This is a genomic window from Streptomyces xiamenensis, from assembly GCF_000993785.3.
Classification (GTDB): domain Bacteria; phylum Actinomycetota; class Actinomycetes; order Streptomycetales; family Streptomycetaceae; genus Streptomyces; species Streptomyces xiamenensis.
On sequence record NZ_CP009922.3, the window covers coordinates 5,710,577 to 5,732,731 of the forward strand.

Annotated in this window: 5 protein-coding genes; all 5 read right to left on the minus strand. The window is 72.8% G+C overall.

The features are described 5' to 3' along the window. Nucleotides 1-10 precede the first annotated feature (10 nt). From argH to SXIM_RS26090, 5 genes are read right to left on the minus strand one after another with little or no spacing between them, the layout of a single operon-like run. Entirely contained in the window at nt 11-2,680 is a 2,670-nt protein-coding gene (argH, locus tag SXIM_RS26070; RefSeq protein ID WP_078847043.1) for an argininosuccinate lyase, read from the minus strand. Beyond that, nucleotides 2,677-3,723, minus strand: coding sequence for a pyridoxal-phosphate dependent enzyme (locus SXIM_RS26075; protein ID WP_030739163.1), 1,047 nt, complete (start codon nt 3,721-3,723; stop codon nt 2,677-2,679). Before SXIM_RS26075 ends, argH begins: the two co-directional genes overlap by 4 nt. Then, nucleotides 3,720-10,784 (minus strand): non-ribosomal peptide synthetase, encoded by a 7,065-nt coding sequence (locus SXIM_RS26080; RefSeq protein WP_046725255.1) that lies wholly within the window; start codon nt 10,782-10,784, stop codon nt 3,720-3,722. The genes SXIM_RS26075 and SXIM_RS26080 overlap by 4 nt, the downstream gene beginning before the upstream one ends. After that, entirely contained in the window at nt 10,781-17,110 is a 6,330-nt protein-coding gene (locus SXIM_RS26085; RefSeq protein WP_053116309.1) for a non-ribosomal peptide synthetase, read from the minus strand. Before SXIM_RS26085 ends, SXIM_RS26080 begins: the two co-directional genes overlap by 4 nt. After that, nucleotides 17,107-21,876: a non-ribosomal peptide synthetase gene (locus SXIM_RS26090; protein ID WP_053116310.1), complete on the minus strand. Its 4,770-nt coding sequence runs from the start codon at nt 21,874-21,876 to the stop codon at nt 17,107-17,109. The genes SXIM_RS26085 and SXIM_RS26090 overlap by 4 nt, the downstream gene beginning before the upstream one ends. Between the last annotated feature and the right edge of the window lie 279 nt (nt 21,877-22,155).

Sequence of the window (22,155 nt, forward strand, 5' to 3'; positions counted from 1 at the left end):
TCGGGGGTGGTCAGCCGGCGAGGTCGGCGCCCAGCAGCGCCACGGCCCGTTCGGCGGCGCGCACCGCGCCGTCCGCGTCCGAGCCGGTTCCGATCACACAGCCGAGCCGGTCCTTGAAGGAGTGACTGATCGTCACGAGATCGCCCGGTGCCACGGTGTACTGGACGCCGGTGACGCCCGGTACGGCGAGGGCCGGCCCGGGGTCGGCGAGCGCGGTCACCGTGCCGCCGTGCGGCGCGGCCAGGAAGCGGATGGCCGCGTGCCCAGGCCGTGCGGCAGTGTCCGGCACCGGCTGTCCGCCGGCTCTGGCGATCGCGGCGTCCACCAGGTCCACGCCGGTCGCGTCCCGCAGGGCCACCGGGATCATCCCGCCGCCCAGCCGGGGGTTGACCTCGATGACCACCGGGCCGCGGGCCGCCATCCGCAGTTCGGTGTGGGCGGCGCCCCAGCCCAGCCCCAGGGCGGTCAGGGCACGCACCGTCTCCCGGCCCAGCGCCGCCAGGTCCGCGTCCGGGGCGCGGGCGGGCAGATCGTGGCCCATTTCCACGAAGTGCGGCAGGTCGCCCAGCCGCTTGCCCACCACCGTCACCACCGTGTCGTCGAAGGTCTCCACGGAGAACTCGGGGCCGGTGACGTACTCCTGGACCAGTACCCGGCCCGCGCCCGACCCGGGCCCGGCCAGCAGAGCGGCCGCCCACTGTCCGGCGTCCGCCGCGTCCGCGCACAGCCGCACCCCGATGGAGCCCGAGCCGGACACCGGCTTCACCACCACCGGCAGGCCGATCTCCCGCGCGGCGGCCTCGGCCCCGGCGGCGTCCCCGACCTCCCGGGCCTCCGGCACGCCCACCCCGGCCGCCGCCAGCGTCTCCCGCTGGCGGGCCTTGTCGCGGCACCGCTCGACCGCCGCCGCGTCCGGCGCGGGCAGCCCCAGGGCGGTGGCGGTGGCGGCGGCGGTGGCGATGAAGTACTCGGAGCTGGAGGTGACGCCCGCAAGACCGGCGTCGCCGGCGAGCTCCGCGCAGGCCGCGAGCACGGCCGCCGGGTCGCCGGTGTCCAGGACCCGAACCTCGACACCGTCCTGGGCCAGGTACGGGTAGCGCTCCGGATCACGGGTGAGGACGACCGGTCGCATCCCCCGGTCGCGGGCGGCGGCGCAGAACCGCCGGCCGGTGCCGGTGGTGTTGCTCTCCACCAGTGCCAGCCATGGTGTCCCCGCCGTACTCAGCCGCGCCACGGCGGCCTCCAACTCGGCGTTTGCCGCACGTTCGCGCCGCCGCAGACCGGCGCACCACGCGCCGTGGGATTCCATCGCGGCCCGTGCCCGGTCGAAGGAGACGTCGAAGGCGCCGGGCCCACCCCCGTACCGCAGCGCCGCGACCGCCTGGGGCAGCGGCAGATCCGCGCCGGCCTCCGGCGGGATGCCGGGCGGCAGTTCAAGACCGCCCAGCCCGGTGGAGCCCTGCTCCACGGCCCTGCGGACCGCGTCGCCCACCCGGTGGTGCGCGGAGCGGAACGGCACACCGTGCGCCACCAGCCGGTTGGCCACCGTCGTCGCCGTGACGAAACCCGCGGCGGCACGGTCCGCCATCCGCTCCGGGACCGGCCGAGCACCGCTGACCAGCGACTGGCACAGCAGGACCGCGTCGGCGGCGGCCCGCAGCCCCGGCCACATGGCGCCCACCGCCTCGGTGCCCACCTCGATGGTGTTGGTGAACGGCGCCGACTTCATCGCCCCCGCCGCCGCCGTCCACGCGCCGATGGCCAGACCCGCCTTCGCCTTCACATGTTCCAGCAGGAACGCGTTGCGCTTCTGCGGCATCGCCGAACTGCCGCCCACCAGCCGGTCCGGGAAGGTCAGGAAGCCGAACTCGGCGGTGCTCCACAGCTGGAGGTCGGCCGCCAGCCGGCTCAGCGTCACCGCCAGGCCGCTGAACGCCGCCAGCAGCCGCAGCGGTACGTCCCGGGTGGCCACCGCGTCCAGCGCGTGCGGGTTCGCCCGGTCGAAGCCCAGCAGCCCGGCCACCCGCTCGGGAGCGATGGGCAGATCCGAGCCGGCCACCGCGCCCGCCCCCAGCGGTGAGACGTCCAACCCCTCGGCGGCCTGCTGCGCGGCGGTGATGTCCCGCCCCAGGGCCAGCGCCACCCCCGTCAGGTAGTGGCCGTAGGTGACCGGCATCGCCGCCTGGAAGTGCGTGTACACCGGCATCACCACGTCGCGGTACGCGCGGGCCCGCGACAGCAGCACCGCCTCCAGGCGCACCGCGTCGGACAGCGTTTCGGCGGCCCACCCCCGCAGCTTCAGGGCCGTGGCGGTCGCCTTGAGGTCGTTGCGCGACCGGCCGGTGTGCAGCCGCCCGCCGATCTCCTCGCCGAGCACGCCCGACAGCCAGCCCTCGTACATCAGGTACACCCCGCGCGGGGCGGGCCGTTCGCGCAGCGGCGCGTAGTCCTGGGCGCGCAGCGCCGAAACGGTGCGCAGCAGCCTGGCGGCGTCGGCCCGGCCCAGGAGCCCCTGCTCGACCAGCATCACCACATGCGCCAGGTCGATCCGCGTCGTCAGCGACATTTCGTCGCGCAGCGCGGCCGGGGTCAGTTCGCCGTAGACCAGCCGCTGTGTGCGCGCCCCGACGGTCCGGGTCAGCCGGCCGGTGGATTCCTGTCCGCTTCCGTTCCCGCTCACCGTCGCCCGCCTTCCGCCAGGACGGCGCCGAGTTCCTGCCGCCGCCACGGATACCAGCTCCACTGGTCGGGCACGGCCTCACGGGGGTGCGTCACCTCGACGGGCTTGTCCGGCACCCGGCTCAGATCCAGCCCCTGCCCCGCCGTCCAGGCATCGTCGTAGACCGTCTCCAGATACCGGTAGCCCTCGTCCGGCAGCATCACCACGCAGGTGGCCTCCGGGTTCTGCTCCGCCCACCAGCGCGCGGCCAGCAGCGCGGCCCCGCTGGTCGGACCCTGGAACAGCGCGTGCCTGCGGTGCGCCCACCGGGTCGTCGCGTACGCCTCGGCGGCGGTCACCCAGTGCACCTCGTCCAGGATGCCGTGGTCCAGATTGCCCGGCATCAGGCTGTTGCCCAGCCCGCGCAGCTGCCGGGGGCCGTCCTCCTGCCCGAAGAGCAGGCTGCGGTGCGTGTCCACACCGATCGCCCGGGTGTGCGGGGTGGCGCCGCGCAGCGCCCGGACCGTGCCGCACAGCGAACCGCCGGAGCCCACCGGGCCGATGACGCAGTCCACGGTGCCCAGCGCGTCGGCCAGCCGCTCCGCCACCAGGGCGTAGGAGGCCGGGTTGTCGGGGTTCGTGTACTGCTCGGGGCAGAAGCTCTGCGGCAGGTCGGACCGCAGTTCGGCGAGCCGGTCCAGCCGGGACGCCTGGAACCCGCCGATCTCGGCGGGCTGTTCGACGATGTCCACGGTCGCGCCGAGGTCGGCCAGCCGGCGGTGCAGGTTGCGGTCGATGACCGGGTCGCTGACCAGCACCAGGTCGCGGCGGAGCAGAGCGGCCTGCATGGCCAGGGCGAGCCCGAAGGTGCCCGACGTCGTCTCCACGATGACGGTGCCCGGCTCCAGTTCGCCCCGCTCCAGGGCGCGGCGCAGGATGTACCGGGCCGGTACCAGCTTCATCAGGGTGAACACGGCGCCGTACAGGTTGCTGCCGAGCCGGACGATCCTCGGCAGCAGGGTCGCCTCGGTGATCTCCTGAAAGGGAGTGCTGTGGACTGTCATTCGCTTCCGTCTCTCAGTCGGTCATTCAGGCGTTCGCCCACCACGGCCAGGGCGGCGGGTGAGGTCATCCCCAGGTGGTCGCAGGCGACGAGGTGCTCGGTCAGCCGCCCGGTGAGGTGCGGCTGCCAGGAGGCGGTGGCGGAGCGCCCCTGGTCCAGATCGTGAGCGGCGGTGAAGAACAGCACGTCGCCCTCGACCACCCCGGGGGTGAACTCCGTGATGAGACGGGTGTTGTCCACACCGGTGTCCACCACCGCCGCCAGGGTGTCGCGGTCGGGGGCCCAGGAGGCGCCGTGCGCGGTGAGCAGGCCCAGCACGGTGTCGCGGTCCGGGGGGAGTTGCCCGGTGGCGGCCAGATCGAGGCCCAGCCGGTCGGCGAGTTCGGTCAGCACCGACTCCTCAGCCATGGCCGGTGTGGTCGGTGGCAGGGCGGCGGCCGGGTAGGCGTCCAGCAGGGCCAGCAGCGCGACGTGCTCGCCCTGCCGCTGGAGCTCCTCGGCCACGGCGTGCGCCGCGACCCCGCCGAAGGACCAGCCCAGCAGGTGGTAGGGGCCGTGCGGCTGGACGGACCGGATGCGCTCGGCGTAGTCGCGCGCGGCTTCGCGCATCGTGGCCGGCCGGGCGTGCGGTTCGGTGATGCCGCGCGACTGGAGGGCGTACAGGGGGCGGTCGGCGTCGATGTACCGGGTCAGCCCGATGTAGGACCAGCTGATGCCGATACCGGGGTGGATACAGAACAGCGGTGCGGCCGTGCCGCCCTCGCGCAGCGGCAGCAGCACGTCCAGATCGGTGGTCGCCGTGCCGCCGGCGTCCAGACGTTCACTGAGGGACGCCACGGAGCCCGTCTCGTAGAGCGTGCGCAGATCGACGGCGAGGCCGAGGGAGGACCGGATACGACGCACGAGCTTGGCCACCAGCAGGGACTGGCCGCCGAGTTCGAAGAAGTTGTCGTGGATGCCGACCCTGGGCACCTCCAGCAGTTCCGCGAACAGCTCGCACAGCGCCTGTTCGCGGAGGGTGCGGGGCCCCTGTCCGGTGCCGGACGGTCCTTCGGCGGGATCGTCGCCGCGGGCGGCGGTGCCGGACGGCGCGGCGCCGGGGCCGGTCGCCGGAAGCAGCGCCCGGCGTTCCCCGGCGGTCGGAGCGGGCAGGTCGCCGACGGTGGGGTCCGCCGGATCGGCCAGCGCGTCGAGCAGCCGCCGGAACACCCCGAGCAGCCCGTTCACCGACTCGCCGGTGAACAGACCCGGCCGGTAGTCCACCCGCACGTGCAGCCGCTCGCCCGGGGTGACCAGCAGCGCGATGGGGTAGTGGGCGCCGTCCCTGACATCGATCTCGCCGAAGGACACCCCGCCGTGCCGCCGGGTGAGCGCGTCCGCGTCGAACGGGTAGTTCTCGAAGGCCAGTACGGTGTCGAACAGCGTGGGACGGTCCACCGCGCGGTGGATGTCCACCAGTCCCAGGTGGTGGTGCGGGAGCAGTGCGGACTGCTCCTCCTGGAGCCGGGCCAGGAACGCGGACACCGGCTCGGCCGGGTCCGGGATCACGCGCACCGGGACGGTGTTGATGAACAGGCCGACGATGCTCTCCACCCCGGGCAGCTCCGGGGGACGGCCCGAGACCGTCGCGCCGAACACGATGTCCTCACGCCCGGTGAGCCCGGCCAGCAGCAGGCCCCAGGCGGCGCGTACCACCGTGTTGACCGTCACCCCGGCCGTGCGTGCGCGGGCCGTCAGGCGCGCGGTGACATCGGCCGGCAGTTCCGCGGTGATCTTGTCCGCGGGCACCGCGTCGCCATCCGCACCGGGCGCCACCAGCGTCGGCCCCTCCAGGCCGGACAGCGCCCGCGACCAGGCCTCCGCGGCCGCCGCCCGGTCCTGGGCGGCCAGCCAGCCGAGATAGTCCTGGTAGGGGCGCGGCCGGGGCAGGGCACCGCTGTCCCCGCCCGCCGCGTACAGCGTGAACAGTTCCTGGAGCAGCAGCGGTGTGGACCAGCCGTCCAGCAGCATGTGGTGGTTGGTCAGCACCAGGTGCCACTCCCGCTCCGCCAGCCGGATCAGGGTGAACCGGAGCAGCGGCGGGCGGGCCGGGTCGAACCGCAGGGCCCGGTCCTCGTCGAGCAGTCGCCGCAGCGCGGCGTTCCGCTCCTCCTCGTCCAGGCCGGACAGGTCGTGCTCGGCCCAGGCGGGAGAGACCGCGTCCTCGGCCAGGACGACCTGTACGGCATCGCCGTCCCGGGTCGCCGCGAACGCCGCCCGCAGCGCGGTGTGCCGGCGCAGCAGCGCGCCGGCGGCGGCGTGCAGGGCGAGGGCGTCCAGGGGCCCGCGCAGCGGCAGGTCGATCTGCACCGTGTAGACGTCCGGGCCCTGTGCGTCGTACTGGGCGTGGAAGAGCATCCCTTCCTGGAGCGGGGTGAGCGGCACCACGTCGGTGAGCGACGGGTGGGTGTCCTCCAGGTCCTCCAGGTCCCGGTCGGTGACGGTCACGAGCGGGAAGTCGGACGGAGAGTGCCCGCCGGCGTCCGGGGTGCGGGTGTGCCGCACCAGTTTCTCCAGGGCCTGGCTCCAGTAGCCGGCCAGCTCCCGTACGGCGGCCTCGGCCAGCAACTCGCCGGGCCAGGTCCACACCGACGTCAGCCGGGGCCGTCCCTCCTCGCCGTCGTGGACGAGGCAGTCCACCGTCAGCGCGTGGCCCAGGGGCCGGGCGGCGTCCCGGTTCGCGTCCCCGCCGGGTACCTGGAAGGCGGCGTCCACGGACCAGCCGGCGGACGACTCCTCGCCCCCGGCGCCGGTGACCCGGCCCAGGTAGTTGAAGCACAGCTGGGGGACCGCGCCGTCCGCCAGCTCGGCGGCGGTGGCCGGGTTGAGGTGGCGCAGCAGACCGTACCCGACGCCCTTGTCCGGTACGGCGCGCAGTTGTTCCTTGACCCGTTTCAGGGCCCGGCCGAACTCCGGGTCGCCCTCCGGCAGGTGTTCCCACCCGCTCAGTGCGGGGTCCAGGTGGGCGGGGTGGAGGCTGGTGAACCAGCCGACGGTGCGCGACACATCGGCCGACTCCAGGATGTCCTGACGGCCGTGGCCCTCCAGGTCGAGCAGCAGACCGGTGCCCCGCGCGGTGCCCCGCTCCCGCCGCCACCGCTCGGCGGCCAGGGCGAGCGCGGTGAGCAGCACCTCGTCCGGGCCGGCGTGGAAGGCGGCGGCGACCTCGGTCAGCAGCGCGCCGCCGATGCCGGCGGAGACCTCGGTGGTGAGCGAGCGGGCGGTGCCCAGCACATCGGTGGCCGGGTCGAGGGGCCGTGCGCCCAGCGGCGGGTCCGGCTGCTTCAACACCCGCCGCCAGTGCGGGAGCTCGGCCACCCGCGCGGGTTCCGCGGCGGCTACGGCGAGCCGCCGGGACCACTGGCGGAACGACGTGGTGGCGGGCGGCGGCGCGGGTTCGCCGCCGGCGCGGTGGGCGGCGGCCGCGGCGATCAGGTCCTCGGCGATGATGCGCCAGGACACCCCGTCCACCACCAGGTGGTGGGCGATGAGCAGCAGCCGGCCGGGGGCGGCGGGCCCGGCGTCGCACCACACGGCGCGCAGCATGGCGCCCTCGGCGGGTGCCAGCCGCGCGTGGGCGGCGACGGCGGCCCGGTCGAGATCGGCCCGGCCGGGTTCGCCGTCCGTGACCAGCCGTTCCAGGCAGCCGGCGGCCGGGACGGCACCGGGTTCCGGCACCTCGAACGTCCAGGTCGAGCCGGGTATCAGCCGGGCGCGGAGCATGTCGTGCCGGTCCAGGACGGTTTGCAGAGCGGCCGTCAGGGTGGGCCGGTCGAGGCCGGGCGGGGTGCGCAGCAGCAGCGACTGGTGGAAGCCGTCCACCGGTCCGCCGGTTTCCCGCAGCCACTCCACGATGGGGGTGGCGGGAACCGTGCCGTACGCCGCTTCGCGCGGCTCGGCCGCCGGCCCCTCGACGGTGCCGGCTGCCGCGGCGAGCGCCGCGGCGGTGCCGTACCGGAACACGTCACGGGCGGAGAGCACCAGACCGCCCCGGCGGGCGCGGCTGGCCAGCTGGATGGCGAGGATGCTGTCCCCGCCGAGGTCGAAGAAGTTGTCGTCCGGGCCGACCGTGTCCAGGCGCAGCAACTCGGCGACGATCCGGCACAGGGTTTCCTCACCCGGCGACCGGGGCACGGCGGAGGACTGCCCGGCCGGGCCCGCCGCCGGCGGCTCGGGGAGGGCGCGGCGGTCCACCTTGCCGTGGGCGGTGAGGGGGAGCGCCGCCAGCGGGACCAGCGCGGCCGGCACCATGTAGTCCGGGAGCTTGGCGGCCAGAGCGGTGCGCAGTGCCGGGAGGTCGGGCTCGGTGCCCCGCTCGGGGACCACGTAGCCGATGAGCCGTTTGGCGCCGGACGCGCTGTGGCGCACGGTCACGGTGGCCTGGGCGACGCCCGTCAGGGAGGTGAGGGCGGTTTCGATTTCGCCGGGTTCGATGCGGAAGCCGCGGATTTTGACCTGGTCGTCGGTGCGGCCGAGGTATTCGAGGTGGCCGTCGGTGGTGCGGCGGACGATGTCGCCGGTGCGGTACATGCGGGTGCCGCTGCCGGTGGTGTCGAAGGGGTCGGCGACGAACCGTTCGGCGGTCAGCGCCGGGCGGTCCCAGTAGCCGCGCGCCAGACCTGCCCCGGCCAGGTAGAGCTCGCCGGGGACACCCGGCGGCACCGGTTGCAGCCTGCCGTCGAGAACGTACGCGGCCATCCCGTCCAGCGGCCGGCCGATGGGGACGGTCGTGGCGGGCTCGGCGGCGCGGGCGACGGGATGCGCGGCGGCGAAGGTGGTGGTCTCGGTCGGCCCGTAGCCGTTGACGATCCGCAGGCCGGGGCAGGCCCGGTGGACCCGGTGCACGGCGGCCGGTGAGACGGCGTCGCCCCCTGTCCACAGTTCGCTCAGCAGCCGGAACGACTCAGGGGCCTCGTCCGCCAAGGCCCGGAACAGGCCGGCGGTCAGCCACATGCCGGTGACCTTGTGCCGCTCGATCAGCCGGCCGAAACTGTCCGCCTCCAGCCGGCCGGCCGGGGCGACGACGACCTGGCCGCCGTTGAGGAGCGGAACCCACAGCTCGTAGGTCGAGGCGTCGAAGCTGTGCGGGGAGTGCAGCAGGACGCGTTCGTGGGAGTTCTGCCAGCGGTGGTCGTGGGCCAGCGCGACGACATCCCGGTGCCGGACGGCCACCCCCTTGGGGCGGCCCGTCGAGCCGGAGGTGTACATGAGGTACGCGAGCTGGTCGGGGTGGATGAGCTCACCGGTGGGGGTGCCGGTGTCGGGGGCCCGGTCCTCGTCCCGGGTGACGGTGAGGACGACAGCGGCGCCGTTCGGCTCCTCGTCGCGCTCGGGGTCGGTCAGCAGCAGGCGGCAGCCGGTCTCGTCCAGGAGATGGGCCCGCTGTTCCGGCGGGAGCGCCGGGTGCAGCGGCAGGTAGCAGCCACCGGCCTTCAGGATCGCCAGCAGGGCCACCACCAGCTCGGCCGAGCGGTCCATGAGGACCGCGACCGGCGTCTCGGCCGTGACACCGTGCCGGGTCAGCCGGGCGGCCAGCGCGTCGGTGCGGGCGTCGAGTTCCGCGTAGCTCAGCCGGTGGTCGCCGGCGACCACGGCGGTGGCGTCCGGGGTGCGGCGGACCTGCTCGCGGAACCGGTGCGGCACGGAGTGCGCGGGCGCGGTGTACGGGCCGCTGGTGGTCAGCTCCTCGTACTCCCGGGGGCTGAGCAGGGGCAGCGCGCTGATCGGCGTGCCGGGGTTCCGTGCGGCGGCGGTGAGCAGCCGGGTGAGCCATTGGGTGAGGTTGTGGGCGGTGGTGTGGGTGAAGAGGTCGGTGGCGTATTCGAGGGTGCCGTGGATGCCGTTGGGGGTTTCGGTGAGGTCGAGGGTGAGGTCGAATTTGGCGGTGGTGGTGGGGAGGTGGGTGGGGGTGATGGTGAGGTGGGGGAGGTGGAGTTGGGGTGGGGTGTTGTTCTGGAGGACGAGGGCGGTCTGGAAGAGGGGGTGGGTGGTGAGGGTGCGGGTGGGGTTGAGGTGTTCGACGAGTTTTTCGAAGGGGAGGTCTTGGTGGGCGTAGGCGGCGAGGTCGGTGTCGCGGACGCGGTGGAGGAGGGTGGTGAAGGTGGGGTCGTTGGAGGTGTCGGTGCGTAGGACGAGGGTGTTGACGAAGAAGCCGATGAGGTTGTCGAGTCCTTCGTCGGTGCGTCCGGCGATGGGGGAGCCGATGGGGATGTCGGTGCCGGCGCCGAGGCGGGTGAGGAGGGTGGCGAGTCCTGCTTGGAGGACCATGTAGAGGGTGGCGCCGTTGTCGCGGGCGAGTTGGTTGAGTTGGGTGTGGAGTTGGGGGGTGAGGGTGATGGGGGTGGTGGCGCCGCGGTAGGTGGCTTGGGTGGGGCGGGGGTGGTCGTGGGGGAGTGGGGTGTGTTCGGGGAGGCCGGTGAGGGTTTTTTCCCAGTAGGTGAGTTGTTCGGCGGCGAGGCTGGTGGGGTCGTTGGCGTCGCCGAGGAGTTCGCGTTGCCACAGGGTGTAGTCGGCGTACTGGACGGGGAGCGGTTCCCAGTCGGGTTGCGTGTGCTGGGTGCGTGCGGTGTAGGCGGTGGCCAGATCCCGCGCCAACGGCGCCAACGACCACCCGTCACTGACGATGTGGTGCATGAGCACCAGCAGGGTGTGGTCGTCCGGGCCGCCGCGGAAGAGGTGGGCCCGCAGGGGAAGTTCGGAGGCGAGGGTGAACGGGGTACGGGCCCGCTCGTCCACCGCCGCGAGCTGCTCGTCGTACGGGCGGCCGGCGACGTCGGTCACCTCCAGCGCGATGTCGACCCGGTCGGCCGGAACGATGCGCTGGTGGGGGACGTCGCCCTTCGTCGGGAAGAGGGTGCGCAGGCTCTCGTGCCGGCCCACCACGTCGTGCAGCGCGGTGCGCAGCGCAGCGGTGTCCAGGTCGCCGCGCAGCCGCAGGACCAGCGGCACGTTGTAGGTGGCGGTCGGCCCCTCAACCTGGTCGATCAGCCAGAGCCGGTGCTGGGCGTGGGACAGGGGGATCATGATTCGTCCATCTCCGGGCGGCGCATGGGCCGCAGTGCGGGACGGACCCGCGTGGTGCTGCGGGCCCAGAGGTCGGCGGCGGCAATCGTGGGTTGCTGGAAGAACGCCCGCAGATCGGCCTCCACCTGGAGTTCGGTGCGGATGCGGCTGATGAGGCGGGTGGCGAGGAGGGAGTGGCCGCCGAGGTCGAAGAAGTTGTCGTCGATGCCGACTTCTTCGGTGCCCAGGATGTCGGCGAACAGCCGGCACAGGGTCTCCTCGCGCGGGGTGCGCGGCGCCCGGATGATCCGGGGGGTCCGGTCGGTGCCGGGGGCGGGGAGTGCCTTGCGGTCGAGTTTGCCGTTGGGGGTGAGGGGCAGTGCGTCGAGTGTGACGAAGGCGGCGGGCACCATGTGGTCCGGCAGCACGGCGGCCAGCGAAGCCTTCAGCTGGTGCGGCTCCGGAGTGCTCCCGGCCGAGGGAACCAGGTAGGCGGTGATGCGGGGGTCGCCTGGCCGGTCCTCGCGGACGATGACGGTGGCCTGGGCGATGCCCGTCAGGGAGGTGAGGGCGGTTTCGATTTCGCCGGGTTCGATGCGGAAGCCGCGGATTTTGACCTGGTCGTCGGTGCGGCCGAGGTATTCGAGGTGGCCGTCGGTGGTGCGGCGGACGATGTCGCCGGTGCGGTACATGCGGGTGCCGCTGCCGGTGGTGTCGAAGGGGTCGGCGACGAACCGTTCGGCGGTCAGCGCCGGGCGGTCCCAGTAGCCGCGCGCGAGTTGCGCGCCGGTCAGGTACAGCTCGCCGGGGACACCCGGCGGCACCGGTTGCAGCCAGGCGTCCAGGACACGCAGGCCGGTGTTCCAGACGGGGCCGCCGATGGGGACGGTGGGGCCGGTGTCCTTGGGGTCGCATGCGTGGGCGGTGACGTCGACGGATGCCTCGGTGGGTCCGTAGAGGTTGTGGAGTTCGACATCGGGGAGGGTTCGGAAGAACCGGTCGCGGGCGTCGCCGGAGAGGGCTTCGCCGCTGCACAGTACGCGCCGCAGGCCGGTGCAGTCCGCGGCGGCCGGGTCGGCGAGGAACGCCTGGAGCATGGACGGCACGAAATGCACCGTCGTGACACCCTCACGGCGCACGAGGTCGGCGATGTGCTGGGGGTCGCCCTGGCCGCCGGGGCGGGCGAGGACCAGCCGGGCGCCGGTGATCAGCGGCCAGAAGAACTCCCACACCGACACGTCGAAACTGGCCGAGGTCTTCTGGAGCACGCCCTCGCCCGCCCTCAGGCCGTAGTGGTCCTGCATCCACAGCAGCCGGTTGACGATCCCCGCGTGCGGGACCACCACCCCCTTGGGGCGGCCGGTGGAACCCGAGGTGTAGATGACATACGCCGGATGCTCCGGACGCACCGCCACCGGTGACACCAGCCCCGGCCCGGGCCTCGGCGCGTCGATGAGCACCGTGTGCACCGGCCCCTCGGGCACGGCCACGGAGGATGCCGTCACGAGGGCGGTGGGGCGGGCGTCGTCGAGCATGTACCGGATGCGGTCGGCCGGGTAGTCCGGGTCGATCGGGAGGTACGCGCCGCCGGCCTTGTGCACGGCGAGCAACGCGGTCACCAGGTCCGTGGAGCGGGGCAGCAGCACCGCGACGAACGATTCCGGTCCGACGCCGGCGTCCACCAGGACCCGGGCCAGCGAGGCGGCCCGCGTGTCGAGTTCGGCGTAGGTCAGCGACGACCCGTCGCCGTCGTCCACCACCGCGACCGCCTCCGGCGTCCGCGCCACCTGCTCCGCGAACAACTCCGGCAACGTCACCGCCGGGACCTGGTGTGGATTGTCGTCCGTGTACCGCTCGCTCTCCTGCTGGAAGTCCAGGGTGTGGAGCCGCGCGTCCGGGTTCGCAGCCGCCGAGGCCAGGATCCGGGTGAGCCATTGGGTGAGGTTGTGGGCGGTGGTGTGGGTGAAGAGGTCGGTGGCGTATTCGAGGGTGCCGTGGATGCCGTTGGGGGTTTCGGTGAGGTCGAGGGTGAGGTCGAATTTGGCGGTGGTGGTGGGGAGGTGGGTGGGGGTGATGGTGAGGTGGGGGAGGTGGAGTTGGGGTGGGGTGTTGTTCTGGAGGACGAGGGCGGTCTGGAAGAGGGGGTGGGTGGTGAGGGTGCGGGTGGGGTTGAGGTGTTCGACGAGTTTTTCGAAGGGGAGGTCTTGGTGGGCGTAGGCGGCGAGGTCGGTGTCGCGGACGCGGTGGAGGAGGGTGGTGAAGGTGGGGTCGTTGGAGGTGTCGGTGCGTAGGACGAGGGTGTTGACGAAGAAGCCGATGAGGTTGTCGAGTCCTTCGTCGGTGCGTCCGGCGATGGGGGAGCCGATGGGGATGTCGGTGCCGGCGCCGAGGCGGGTGAGGAGGGTGGCGAGTCCTGCTTGGAGGACCATGTAGAGGGTGGCGCCGTTGTCGCGGGCGAGTTGGTTGAGTTGGGTGTGGAGTTGGGGGGTGAGGGTGATGGGGGTGGTGGCGCCGCGGTAGGTGGCTTGGGTGGGGCGGGGGTGGTCGTGGGGGAGTGGGGTGTGTTCGGGGAGGCCGGTGAGGGTTTTCTCCCAGTAGGTGAGTTGTTCGGCGGCGAGGCTGGTGGGGTCGTTGGCGTCGCCGAGGAGTTCGCGTTGCCACAGGGTGTAGTCGGCGTACTGGACGGGGAGCGGTTCCCAGTCGGGTTCCGTGTGCTGGGTGCGTGCGGTGTAGGCGGTGGCCAGATCCCGCGCCAACGGCGCCAACGACCACCCGTCACTCACCAGATGATGGACGACGACGAGCAGCACATGCTCCTGCTCCGACTCCTCGAACAGCGTGATGCGCAGAGGCAGTTCGGTGGCGATGCGGAATCCCTTGGCGGTCTCCGCCGCCATCTCCCGGTCCAGTCCGTCCGGTGAGGTGGCCACCGTCCGCAGTGGCACGGGGAGTTCATCCACTTCCAGCACGTGTTGCACCGGCCCGCCGTCGCTCACCCGGAACACCGTCCGCAGGCTCTCGTGCCTGGCCAGCACGTCCATGGCGGCTCGCTGAATCGCCGTCATGTCCAGTGGCCCGGAGAGGCGCAGCGCGAAGGAGAGGTTGTAGGTCGCGCTCGGCCCTTCCAACTGGTCCAGGAACCACAGTCGCGTCTGGCCGAACGCCAGCGGGACATCACCGGTGCGCGGCGCACGCGTCAGCACCGGCCGGTGTCGGTCGTCGGCGCCGCAGCGCGCGGCCAGCAGCGCGGGGGTGGGCGCCTCGAAGATGGTCCGGATGTCGAGATCCACGTCCAGTTCGGTGCGGATGCGGCTGGTCAGGCGGGTGGCGAGGAGGGAGTGGCCGCCGAGGTCGAAGAAGTTGTCGTCGATGCCGACTTCTTCGGTGCCCAGGATGTCGGCGAACAGCCGGCACAGGGTCTCCTCGCGCGGGGTGCGCGGCGCCCTGGCGGGCGAACGTGCCTGATCGAGACCGGGGGTGGGGAGTGCCTTGCGGTCCAGTTTGCCGTTGGGGGTGAGGGGCAGCGCGTCGAGGGTGACGAAGGCGGCGGGCACCATGTGGTCCGGCAGCACGGCGGACACAGCCGCGCGGACCCGCGCCGTTTCGAGGACAGCGTTGTTCTTCGGTATCAGGTAGGCGGTGATGCGGGGGTCGCCTGGCCGGTCCTCGCGGACGATGACGGTGGCCTGGGCGATGCCCGTCAGGGAGGTGAGGGCGGTTTCGATTTCGCCGGGTTCGATGCGGAAGCCGCGGATTTTGACTTGGTCGTCGGTGCGGCCGAGGTATTCGAGGTGGCCGTCGGTGGTGCGGCGGACGATGTCGCCGGTGCGGTACATGCGGGTGCCGCTGCCGGTGGTGTCGAAGGGGTCGGCGACGAACCGTTCGGCGGTCAGCGCCGGGCGGTCCCAGTAGCCCCTGGCCAGCTGGATCCCCGAGAGATACAACTCCCCCGGTACCCCGGGCGCGACCGGCCGGAGCCAGGTGTCGAGGATGTGCAGGCCGGTGTTGCGGACAGGTTCGCCGATGGGGACGGTGGGGCCGGTGTCCTTGGGGTCGCATGCGTGGGCGGTGACGTCGACGGATGCCTCGGTGGGTCCGTAGAGGTTGTGGAGTTCGACATCGGGGAGGGTGCGGAAGAACCGGTCGCGGGCGTCGCCGGAGAGGGCTTCGCCGCTGCACAGTACGCGCCGCAGGCCGGTGCAGTCCGCGGCGGCCGGGTCGGCGAGGAATGCCTGGAGCATCGAGGGCACGAAATGCACCGTCGTGACGCCCGCACGGCCGATGACATCAGCGACATATCCCGGTTCCCGCTGGCCGCCGGGGCGGGCGAGGACCAGCCGGGCGCCGGTGATCAGCGGCCAGAAGAACTCCCACACCGACACGTCGAAACTGGCCGAGGTCTTCTGGAGCACCCCTTCGCCGGGGGTGAGGCCGTAGTGGTCCTGCATCCACAGCAGCCGGTTGACGATCCCCGCATGTGGGACCACCACCCCCTTGGGGCGGCCGGTGGAACCCGAGGTGTAGATGACATACGCCGGATGCTCCGGACGCACAGCGACAGCGGCCAACGGGCCGGGAACCGCCTCCACGGTGTCGAGTGTGATGATCGGAGCGGCGCACTCCGGGACCGGTATCGACGATGCCGTCACGAGGGCGGTGGGGCGGGCGTCGTCGAGCATGTACCGGATGCGGTCGGCCGGGTAGTCCGGGTCGATCGGAAGATAGGCGCCGCCTGCTTTGTGCACGGCGAGCAACGCGGTCACCAGGTCCGTGGAGCGGGGCAGCAGCACCGCGACGAACGATTCCGGTCCGACGCCGGCATCCACCAGGACCCGGGCCAGCGAGGCGGCCCGCGTGTCGAGTTCGGCGTAGGTCAGCGACGACCCGTCACCGTCGTCCACCACCGCGACCGCCTCCGGCGTCCGCGCCACCTGCTCCGCGAACAACTCCGGCAACGTCACCGCCGGCGGTTCCCGTCGTTCCCCGTGAACGGGGCCGGCCGAGTCGCCCGTGAACGTGCCCGCGTCCCAGTCCCGGACCAGCACCTCACCGGCCCGGCCGGTGAGGCGGTCCAGCATCCGTACCAGCGCGTCGGCCACCGCGCGCGCGGTGACGGCCGCTACCACCTCCGGGCGGTGGTCCAGGTGCAGGTCGAGTCCGTCACCGGTGGGCAGCGCCACCAGCCGCAGCGGGTAGTGCGCGCCGTCGTGCGCCCGGACGTCCCGCAGCGTCAGGCCTGTCGCCAGCTTGTCGAACTCCGCCCGGTCGAACGGATAGTTCTGCATCAGCACGACGGTGTCGAACAGGGCTGCATGGCCGGTCGCCCGGTGGATGTCGACCAGCCCCAGGTGGTCGTGGGCCAGCAGAGCGGTCTGTTCGGCCTGCGTGCGGCGCAGCAACTCTCGCACCGGCTCGGCCGGATCGAGGGTGATCCGCACCGGCACGGTGTTGATGAACAGCCCGACGATGCTCTCCACGCCGGGCAGTTCCGGTGGCCTGCCGGAGACGGTGGCGCCGAGGACCACATCGGTGCGGCCGGTCAGCCGCGCGAGAGCCATCCCCCAGGCGGCCCGCACCACGGTGCTGACGGTCACCCCGGCGCCCCGGGCCCAGTCGGTGAGCCGGTTCAGCCGTTCCGTGTCCAGCGAGACGGTGAGCCGCTGGGGCGTGCCCGGTGTCCCGGTCCCTTCGGGTGGAGCCAGCAGGGTGGGTCCGTCCAGTCCGGCGAAGGCATCCCGCCAGGCGGTCTCGGCGGCCGCGCTGTCCCGGGTGCTCAGCCATCCGAGATGGTCCCGGTACTGTCCGGCGGGCGGCGGCAGGACATCCCCGGATCCGCCCGCGTTCCGGTCCGCGTACTCCCGGAACAACTCGCCCAGCAGCACCGGCATGGACCAGCCGTCGAGCAGGATGTGATGGTTCATCAGGGCGAACCGGTAGCGCCGGGGTGCGACGCGTACCAGGGCGAAACGGATCAGGGGGGCGCGGCCGAGGTCGTAGCCGACGGCGCGTTCCTTCGCGAGGAACTCCTCCAGTGCCGCGTGCCGTTCCTCCTCGGCGAGCGGCAGCAGGTCGAGCCGGGTGAACCGCAGGGGTATCGCACGTTGCACGACCTGCACCGGCTCACCGCTGGCCCGCTGCCGGAAGACGGCGCGCAGGGCGCTGTGCCGGTTCAGTACGGCGCGGGCCGCCTCACCGAGGGCCCGGACGTTCAGCGGGCCCTCCAGATCCAGGACGTACTGCACGCCGTAGGCGTCCGGCGCCCCGCGGTCGAAACCGGCGTGGAAGTACAGCCCTTGCTGGAACGGCGACAGCGGGAGGATCTCCTCGACGTTGCTGCTCGCGCTCATGCCCGCCACTCCTCGATCCCGTTGAAGTCGTCGAAGTCGTCGAAGTCTTCGTCGAAGCCGTCCCGTTCGCCGACCGCGGGGTGCGCGGTACCGGCCTCGATCTCGTCGATCTCCTCCTGGCTGAGTTCGACGAGCGCCATGTCCGAGGGGGTGTGCCCGCCCGCCCCGTCCTCCTCGGCGTGTGTGGCGAGTGCCGACAGGAGGCGCTGCCAGTCCTGGGCCAGCAGCCGCACCTCGTCGGTGGTCAGCAGGCCGCCGGCCCACTGCCAGCGGGCGAACAGCCGGCCGCTGCCGGGGCCTTCGCGTTCCTCGCCGAGGTGGACATCGATCTCCAGGGCGTGTGCCAGCTGCATGGCGTCGTCCGCCCCGCCGCTCAGCGCCCCGTCGGAGGTGTCCAGCGACCAGTCGCCCAGGTTCCCCGGTCGGTTGGTCCGGCCCAGGTAGTTGAAGCCGATCTGCGGGACGGCGCCCTCCGCCAGTGCGGCGCCCGTCGTGGGGTTGAGGTGGCGCAGCAGGCCGTAGCCGATGCCATGATCGGGGATGGCCGCCAGTTCCTCCTTGACGCGTTTGAGGGCCGCGCCGAGTGCGGTGCCCTCGCGTGCGGGGCGGCCCGTGTCCGGGTCCGTGCCCGGCAGTGCCACCGGGTGGATGCTGGTGAACCAGCCGACGGTCCGGGTCAGGTCCGCGCCGGGCACGATGTCCGCCCGGCCGTGGCCCTCCAGGTCGACGAGGACCGGGCCGGCCGCCCCGGCCCCGCGCCGGGTGCGGTGCTGCTCGACGGCGAGGGCCAGCGCCGTCAGCAGTACCTCGTCGACTCCGGTGTGGAAGACGGCGGGTACCCGGGTGAGTACGGCGGCGCTGACGTCCGCGGGCAGCACCACGGTGATGTCCCTGGCAGTGGCGCGGGTGTCGACGGCCGGGTCGAGGGCGCGGCTGCCCAGCGGGGGTTCGGTGTGTCCGCTGATGCGCTGCCACAGGGGGAGCTCGGCGGTGGCACGGCCGGGGTCGACGGCTGCGCGGGTCAGTTGTCGGGCCCAGTGCCGGAAGGACGTTCCGGTGGCGGGCAGTTCCGGCACGCCACCGGTGCGGGCGGTGGCGTAAGCGGCGGCGAGGTCGGGCAGCAGGACACGCCAGGAGACGCCGTCCACCACCAGGTGGTGGACGACGAGCAGGAGCCGTCCGGGCTGCTGCGGCCCCGCGTCGAGCCACACCGCCTGGAGCATGAGCCCGTTGCCCGGGGACAGCCGGCCCGCGGCCGCGGCACGCTCCTGTCCGGTCGCCCGCTCCAGGCCGCCTTCCGGTTCCCCGCTCACGTCCCGGTGGTGCAGCAGCAGGCCGGGCTGGGGCCGTTCCTCGGCCGGGGGAACGGTGAGAGTGCCGTCCGGCCGCGCGTGGGCGCGCAGCAGGGGGTGGTGGGCGAGCAGTGCGTCCAGCGCCGTCGTCAGGGCGGCCGGGTCGAGGCCGCCGGGAACCTGGAGCAGCACCGACTGGTGGTAGCGGTCCTTTGGTCCTTCGAGCCCGGCCAGCCAGGCCGCGACGGGGGTGAGGGGGATGTCGCCCTGCTCCGTCCCTTCCGGTTCGGCCGCTCCGGCCGACTCGTGGCCGGCCGCCGTGGCGACCGACGCCAGAGCGCGTACGGTGCGGTGCTGGAAGATGTCGCGGGCGGTGAGGCGGAGCCCCACGCGGTGGGCGCGGCTGATGAGCTGGATGGAGACGATGCTGTCGCCGCCCAGGTCGAAGAAGCTGTCGTCGATGCCGATGTCGGGGAGACCCAGGACCTCGGCGAAGGCCTCGCACAGCGCCCGTTCCGTGGCCGTACGCGGCTGGGTGCCGGTGGTGGACGTCGCGAAGTCGGGGGCCGGCAGGGCCTTGCGGTCGACCTTGCCGTTGGTGTTGAGGGGGAACGTCTCCAGCCGGACGAGAGCGGCCGGCACCATGTAGTCGGGTACGGCGTCGGCGACGGCCTCGCGTACCTTCTCCGGTGCGATGTCGCCGATCACGTAGCCGATCAGCCGCTGCACGTTCCCGGCGCGGTGGACGGCCGCCACGGCGTCGAGCACGCCGTCCACCGTGCGCAGGGCGGCCTCGACCTCGCCCAGCTCGATCCGGTTGCCACGGATCTTCACCTGGTGGTCGTTGCGGCCCAGGAAATCGAGCTGCCCGTCGGGCCGCCAGCGGGCCCGGTCGCCGGTGCGGTACATACGGGCGCCGGGAGCGGCGGAGAACGGGTCGGGCACATAGCGTTCGGCGGTCCGGCGGGGATCGGCGAGATAGCCGCGTCCCACGCCGGTACCGGCGATGAACAGGTCGCCCGGCACGCCGACCGGAACCGGGCGCAGGTCCCGGTCGAGGATGTGGAACTGGTTGTTGCGCAACGGCCGTCCGACCGGGAGCCGGGTGTCCGCGCGCACGTCACCGGCGGTGATGAAGGCGTGCGCGTTGTCGTCCGAGCATTCGGTGAGGCCGTAGGCGTTGATGATGGCCGCGTCGGGATAGCGGGCGTACCAGCGCCGGCACAGGGCGGGTGGCAGCACCTCACCGTTGACGATGAAGCGCCGCAGCCGGGGCAGCGGCGCCGCCGGTACGCCGGCGTCCCACGCGTCGAGGGCGGCGCGGACCTGGGAGGGCACCACCTCCAGCACGGTGACGCCGGTCCTTGCGACGCCTTCGAAGAGCGCCAGCGCGTCCTGTCCGGCGTCGTCGTCGATGACCTGGGTCGTGCCGCCGGTGAGCAGGGCGGCGAGCATCTGCCAGATCGACACGTCGAAGGTGAGGGGCGCGTTGAGCGCGACCCGGGACCCGGCGGTCAGTTCCAGGTCCTCGACCTTGGCCAGCAGATGGTTGACCATGCCGCGCTGGTGGACCATCGCGCCCTTGGGCTTTCCGGTGGAGCCGGAGGTGAAGATGGCGTAGGCCAGGCCCAGCGCGGTCGCCGCCGGGTCCCGCTCCGGCGCCGGGTCGGTGTCGGGCTGCTGCTCCAGTCGTCGCCGGACGGCGTCGTCGTCGAGGGCGAGCCAGCCCCCCGCGACGGTACCGGTGTGCTCTGCCATCGGCGCGGTGTCCCGGGAGAGTCCCACGACGAGTTCGGGACCGACGGTGCCGATCACTCCGGCGACGCGGTCGGCGGGGTGATCGGGGTCCACCGGGACGTACACGGCGCGGGCCTTGAGCACGGCCAGCAGAGTCAGGACCGCCTCGGCCGAGCGCGGCACGGCGGACACCACGTGGCTGCCGGGGGACACACCGCGGGCGGCCAGGAGGTGGGCGAGCCGGTTGGCACGGGCGTTGAGTTCGGCGTAGCTCCACTCGCGCCGGCCGCAGGCCACCGCGATGCGGTGCGGGGTGATGCCGGCCTGGCGGGAGAACAGCGTGGGGAAGGTGGCTTCGGGTGTGGCGGCCGCGGTGGCGTTCCACCCCTGGATGACCAGGCCTTCCTTCTCGTCCATCAGGTCGGGCGCCCGCAGTTGGCGGTCGGGGTCCTCCGCCAGGCGGGTGAGGAGCCGTGCGAAGCGGGCGCGGTGGCCGGCGAGGTCGTCCGCGTCGAATCGCTGGGCGTCGGCGTCGGCGTCCACCCGGATCGTGCCGCTGTCGGCTCGTCCGTACAGCGAGAAGGCCAGTTCCTCGGTGTTGGGGTTGGTCAGGTTGTGGAAGCTCGCGGTGCAGCCGGTGATGTCCAGGGCGTCGTCGAAGGCCATCACGTTGATCTCGGAGCTGAAGAGCCGTTCCTCGGATTCGGGCATTCCGAGATCACGGCGCAGATCCTCGTAGCGGTAGCGCTGGTGCACCAGGGCCTGCCGGGTGCGGGCCGTGACCTCCTGGAGCAGGTCGGGGAAGGTGGTGTCCCTCCGCAGCCGCAGGCGCAGGGGGACGATGTTGGACAGCATCGCCGCCGCGCTGCGCTGGATCCGCCCCGCGCGGGCGGTGACGGGCAGTCCGAGGACGAGGTCGTCCGCGCCCGACATCCGGTGCAGATAGGCGGCCGCGGCCGCGATGGCCAGCCCGCTCCAGGTGGTGCGCAGCCGGCGGGAGGTGGAGCGCAGGAGGGCGCCGGCCGGTTCCGGGAGGGTGCCGGAGTCGCGCCGGGTGCGGTCGGGGACCGGGAGCTGCTGGTGGGAGAGGCTGAAGGGCTCGGGCCGGTCCGCCAACTGCCCCATCCAGTAGTCGCGGTCGGTGGCGAAGCGGCCGGAGGAGCGGTAGGCCTCCTCCTCCGCGTGGAGTGCCTCGATGCCGGGAAACGGCGTCGGCGCACTCGGCTGCCCGGCGATCGCGTCGTTGTAGAGGCAGCAGGCGCGGTGGGCGACGAGCGGTCCGGCGAATCCGTCGACGACGCTGTGGTGCGCCCCTTGGTACCAGAGGTAGTGGTCCGGGCCGGTCTTGAGGAGGGCCACGTCCAGGAGGAGGGGGGCGAAGAGGTCGACCGGTCGGGCCGCGAATTCGCTCATCCAGCGGTGGGCGGCGGCCACCGGGTCCCGGCGGTCGCAGAAATCGACGAACGACGGGCTCCAGTCGAGGGTGTCCGGTACGTACTGCCGTACCCCCTGCGGCGTTTCACGGAAGCGGACGCGCAGTGTCTCGGCTTCCTCGATGGCCCGGCGCAGGGCGTGCAGGAACCGGTGTGTGTCGAGCGGGCCGCGGATCTCCGCGTACTGGGCGATGTTGAAGACCCGGGAGGGTGGGGCGATGCGCTGCGCGAACCACATGCCGGCCTGTGCGGCGCGCAGAGGGTGGCCCTGGTCGTGGCTGGTGCGCCGGTCAACCGATTCCATGATCGCGATTACCTACCCCGTGAATGTGTGCTCATGCAAAGGTGGCCTGGCATGTGCCCCCTGGCGAAAAGGGCAGCCGGAAGGCATGTCACCGCCCCGGCGCGAGCCGGATGTGTCATCTGACCCGGGCGTGGGGCGAGAAGGCCTGAGGAGCCCCGTTCCCTGGAGGTTTCGGGGCGCTGTCGCGCCCCTGAGCGCCAGAGGACACGAAGTTCTCTGAATGGATCCCCGGCATCCCGTTAACAGTCCTGCGATCTGCCACGACTGCCGGAGTCGCCC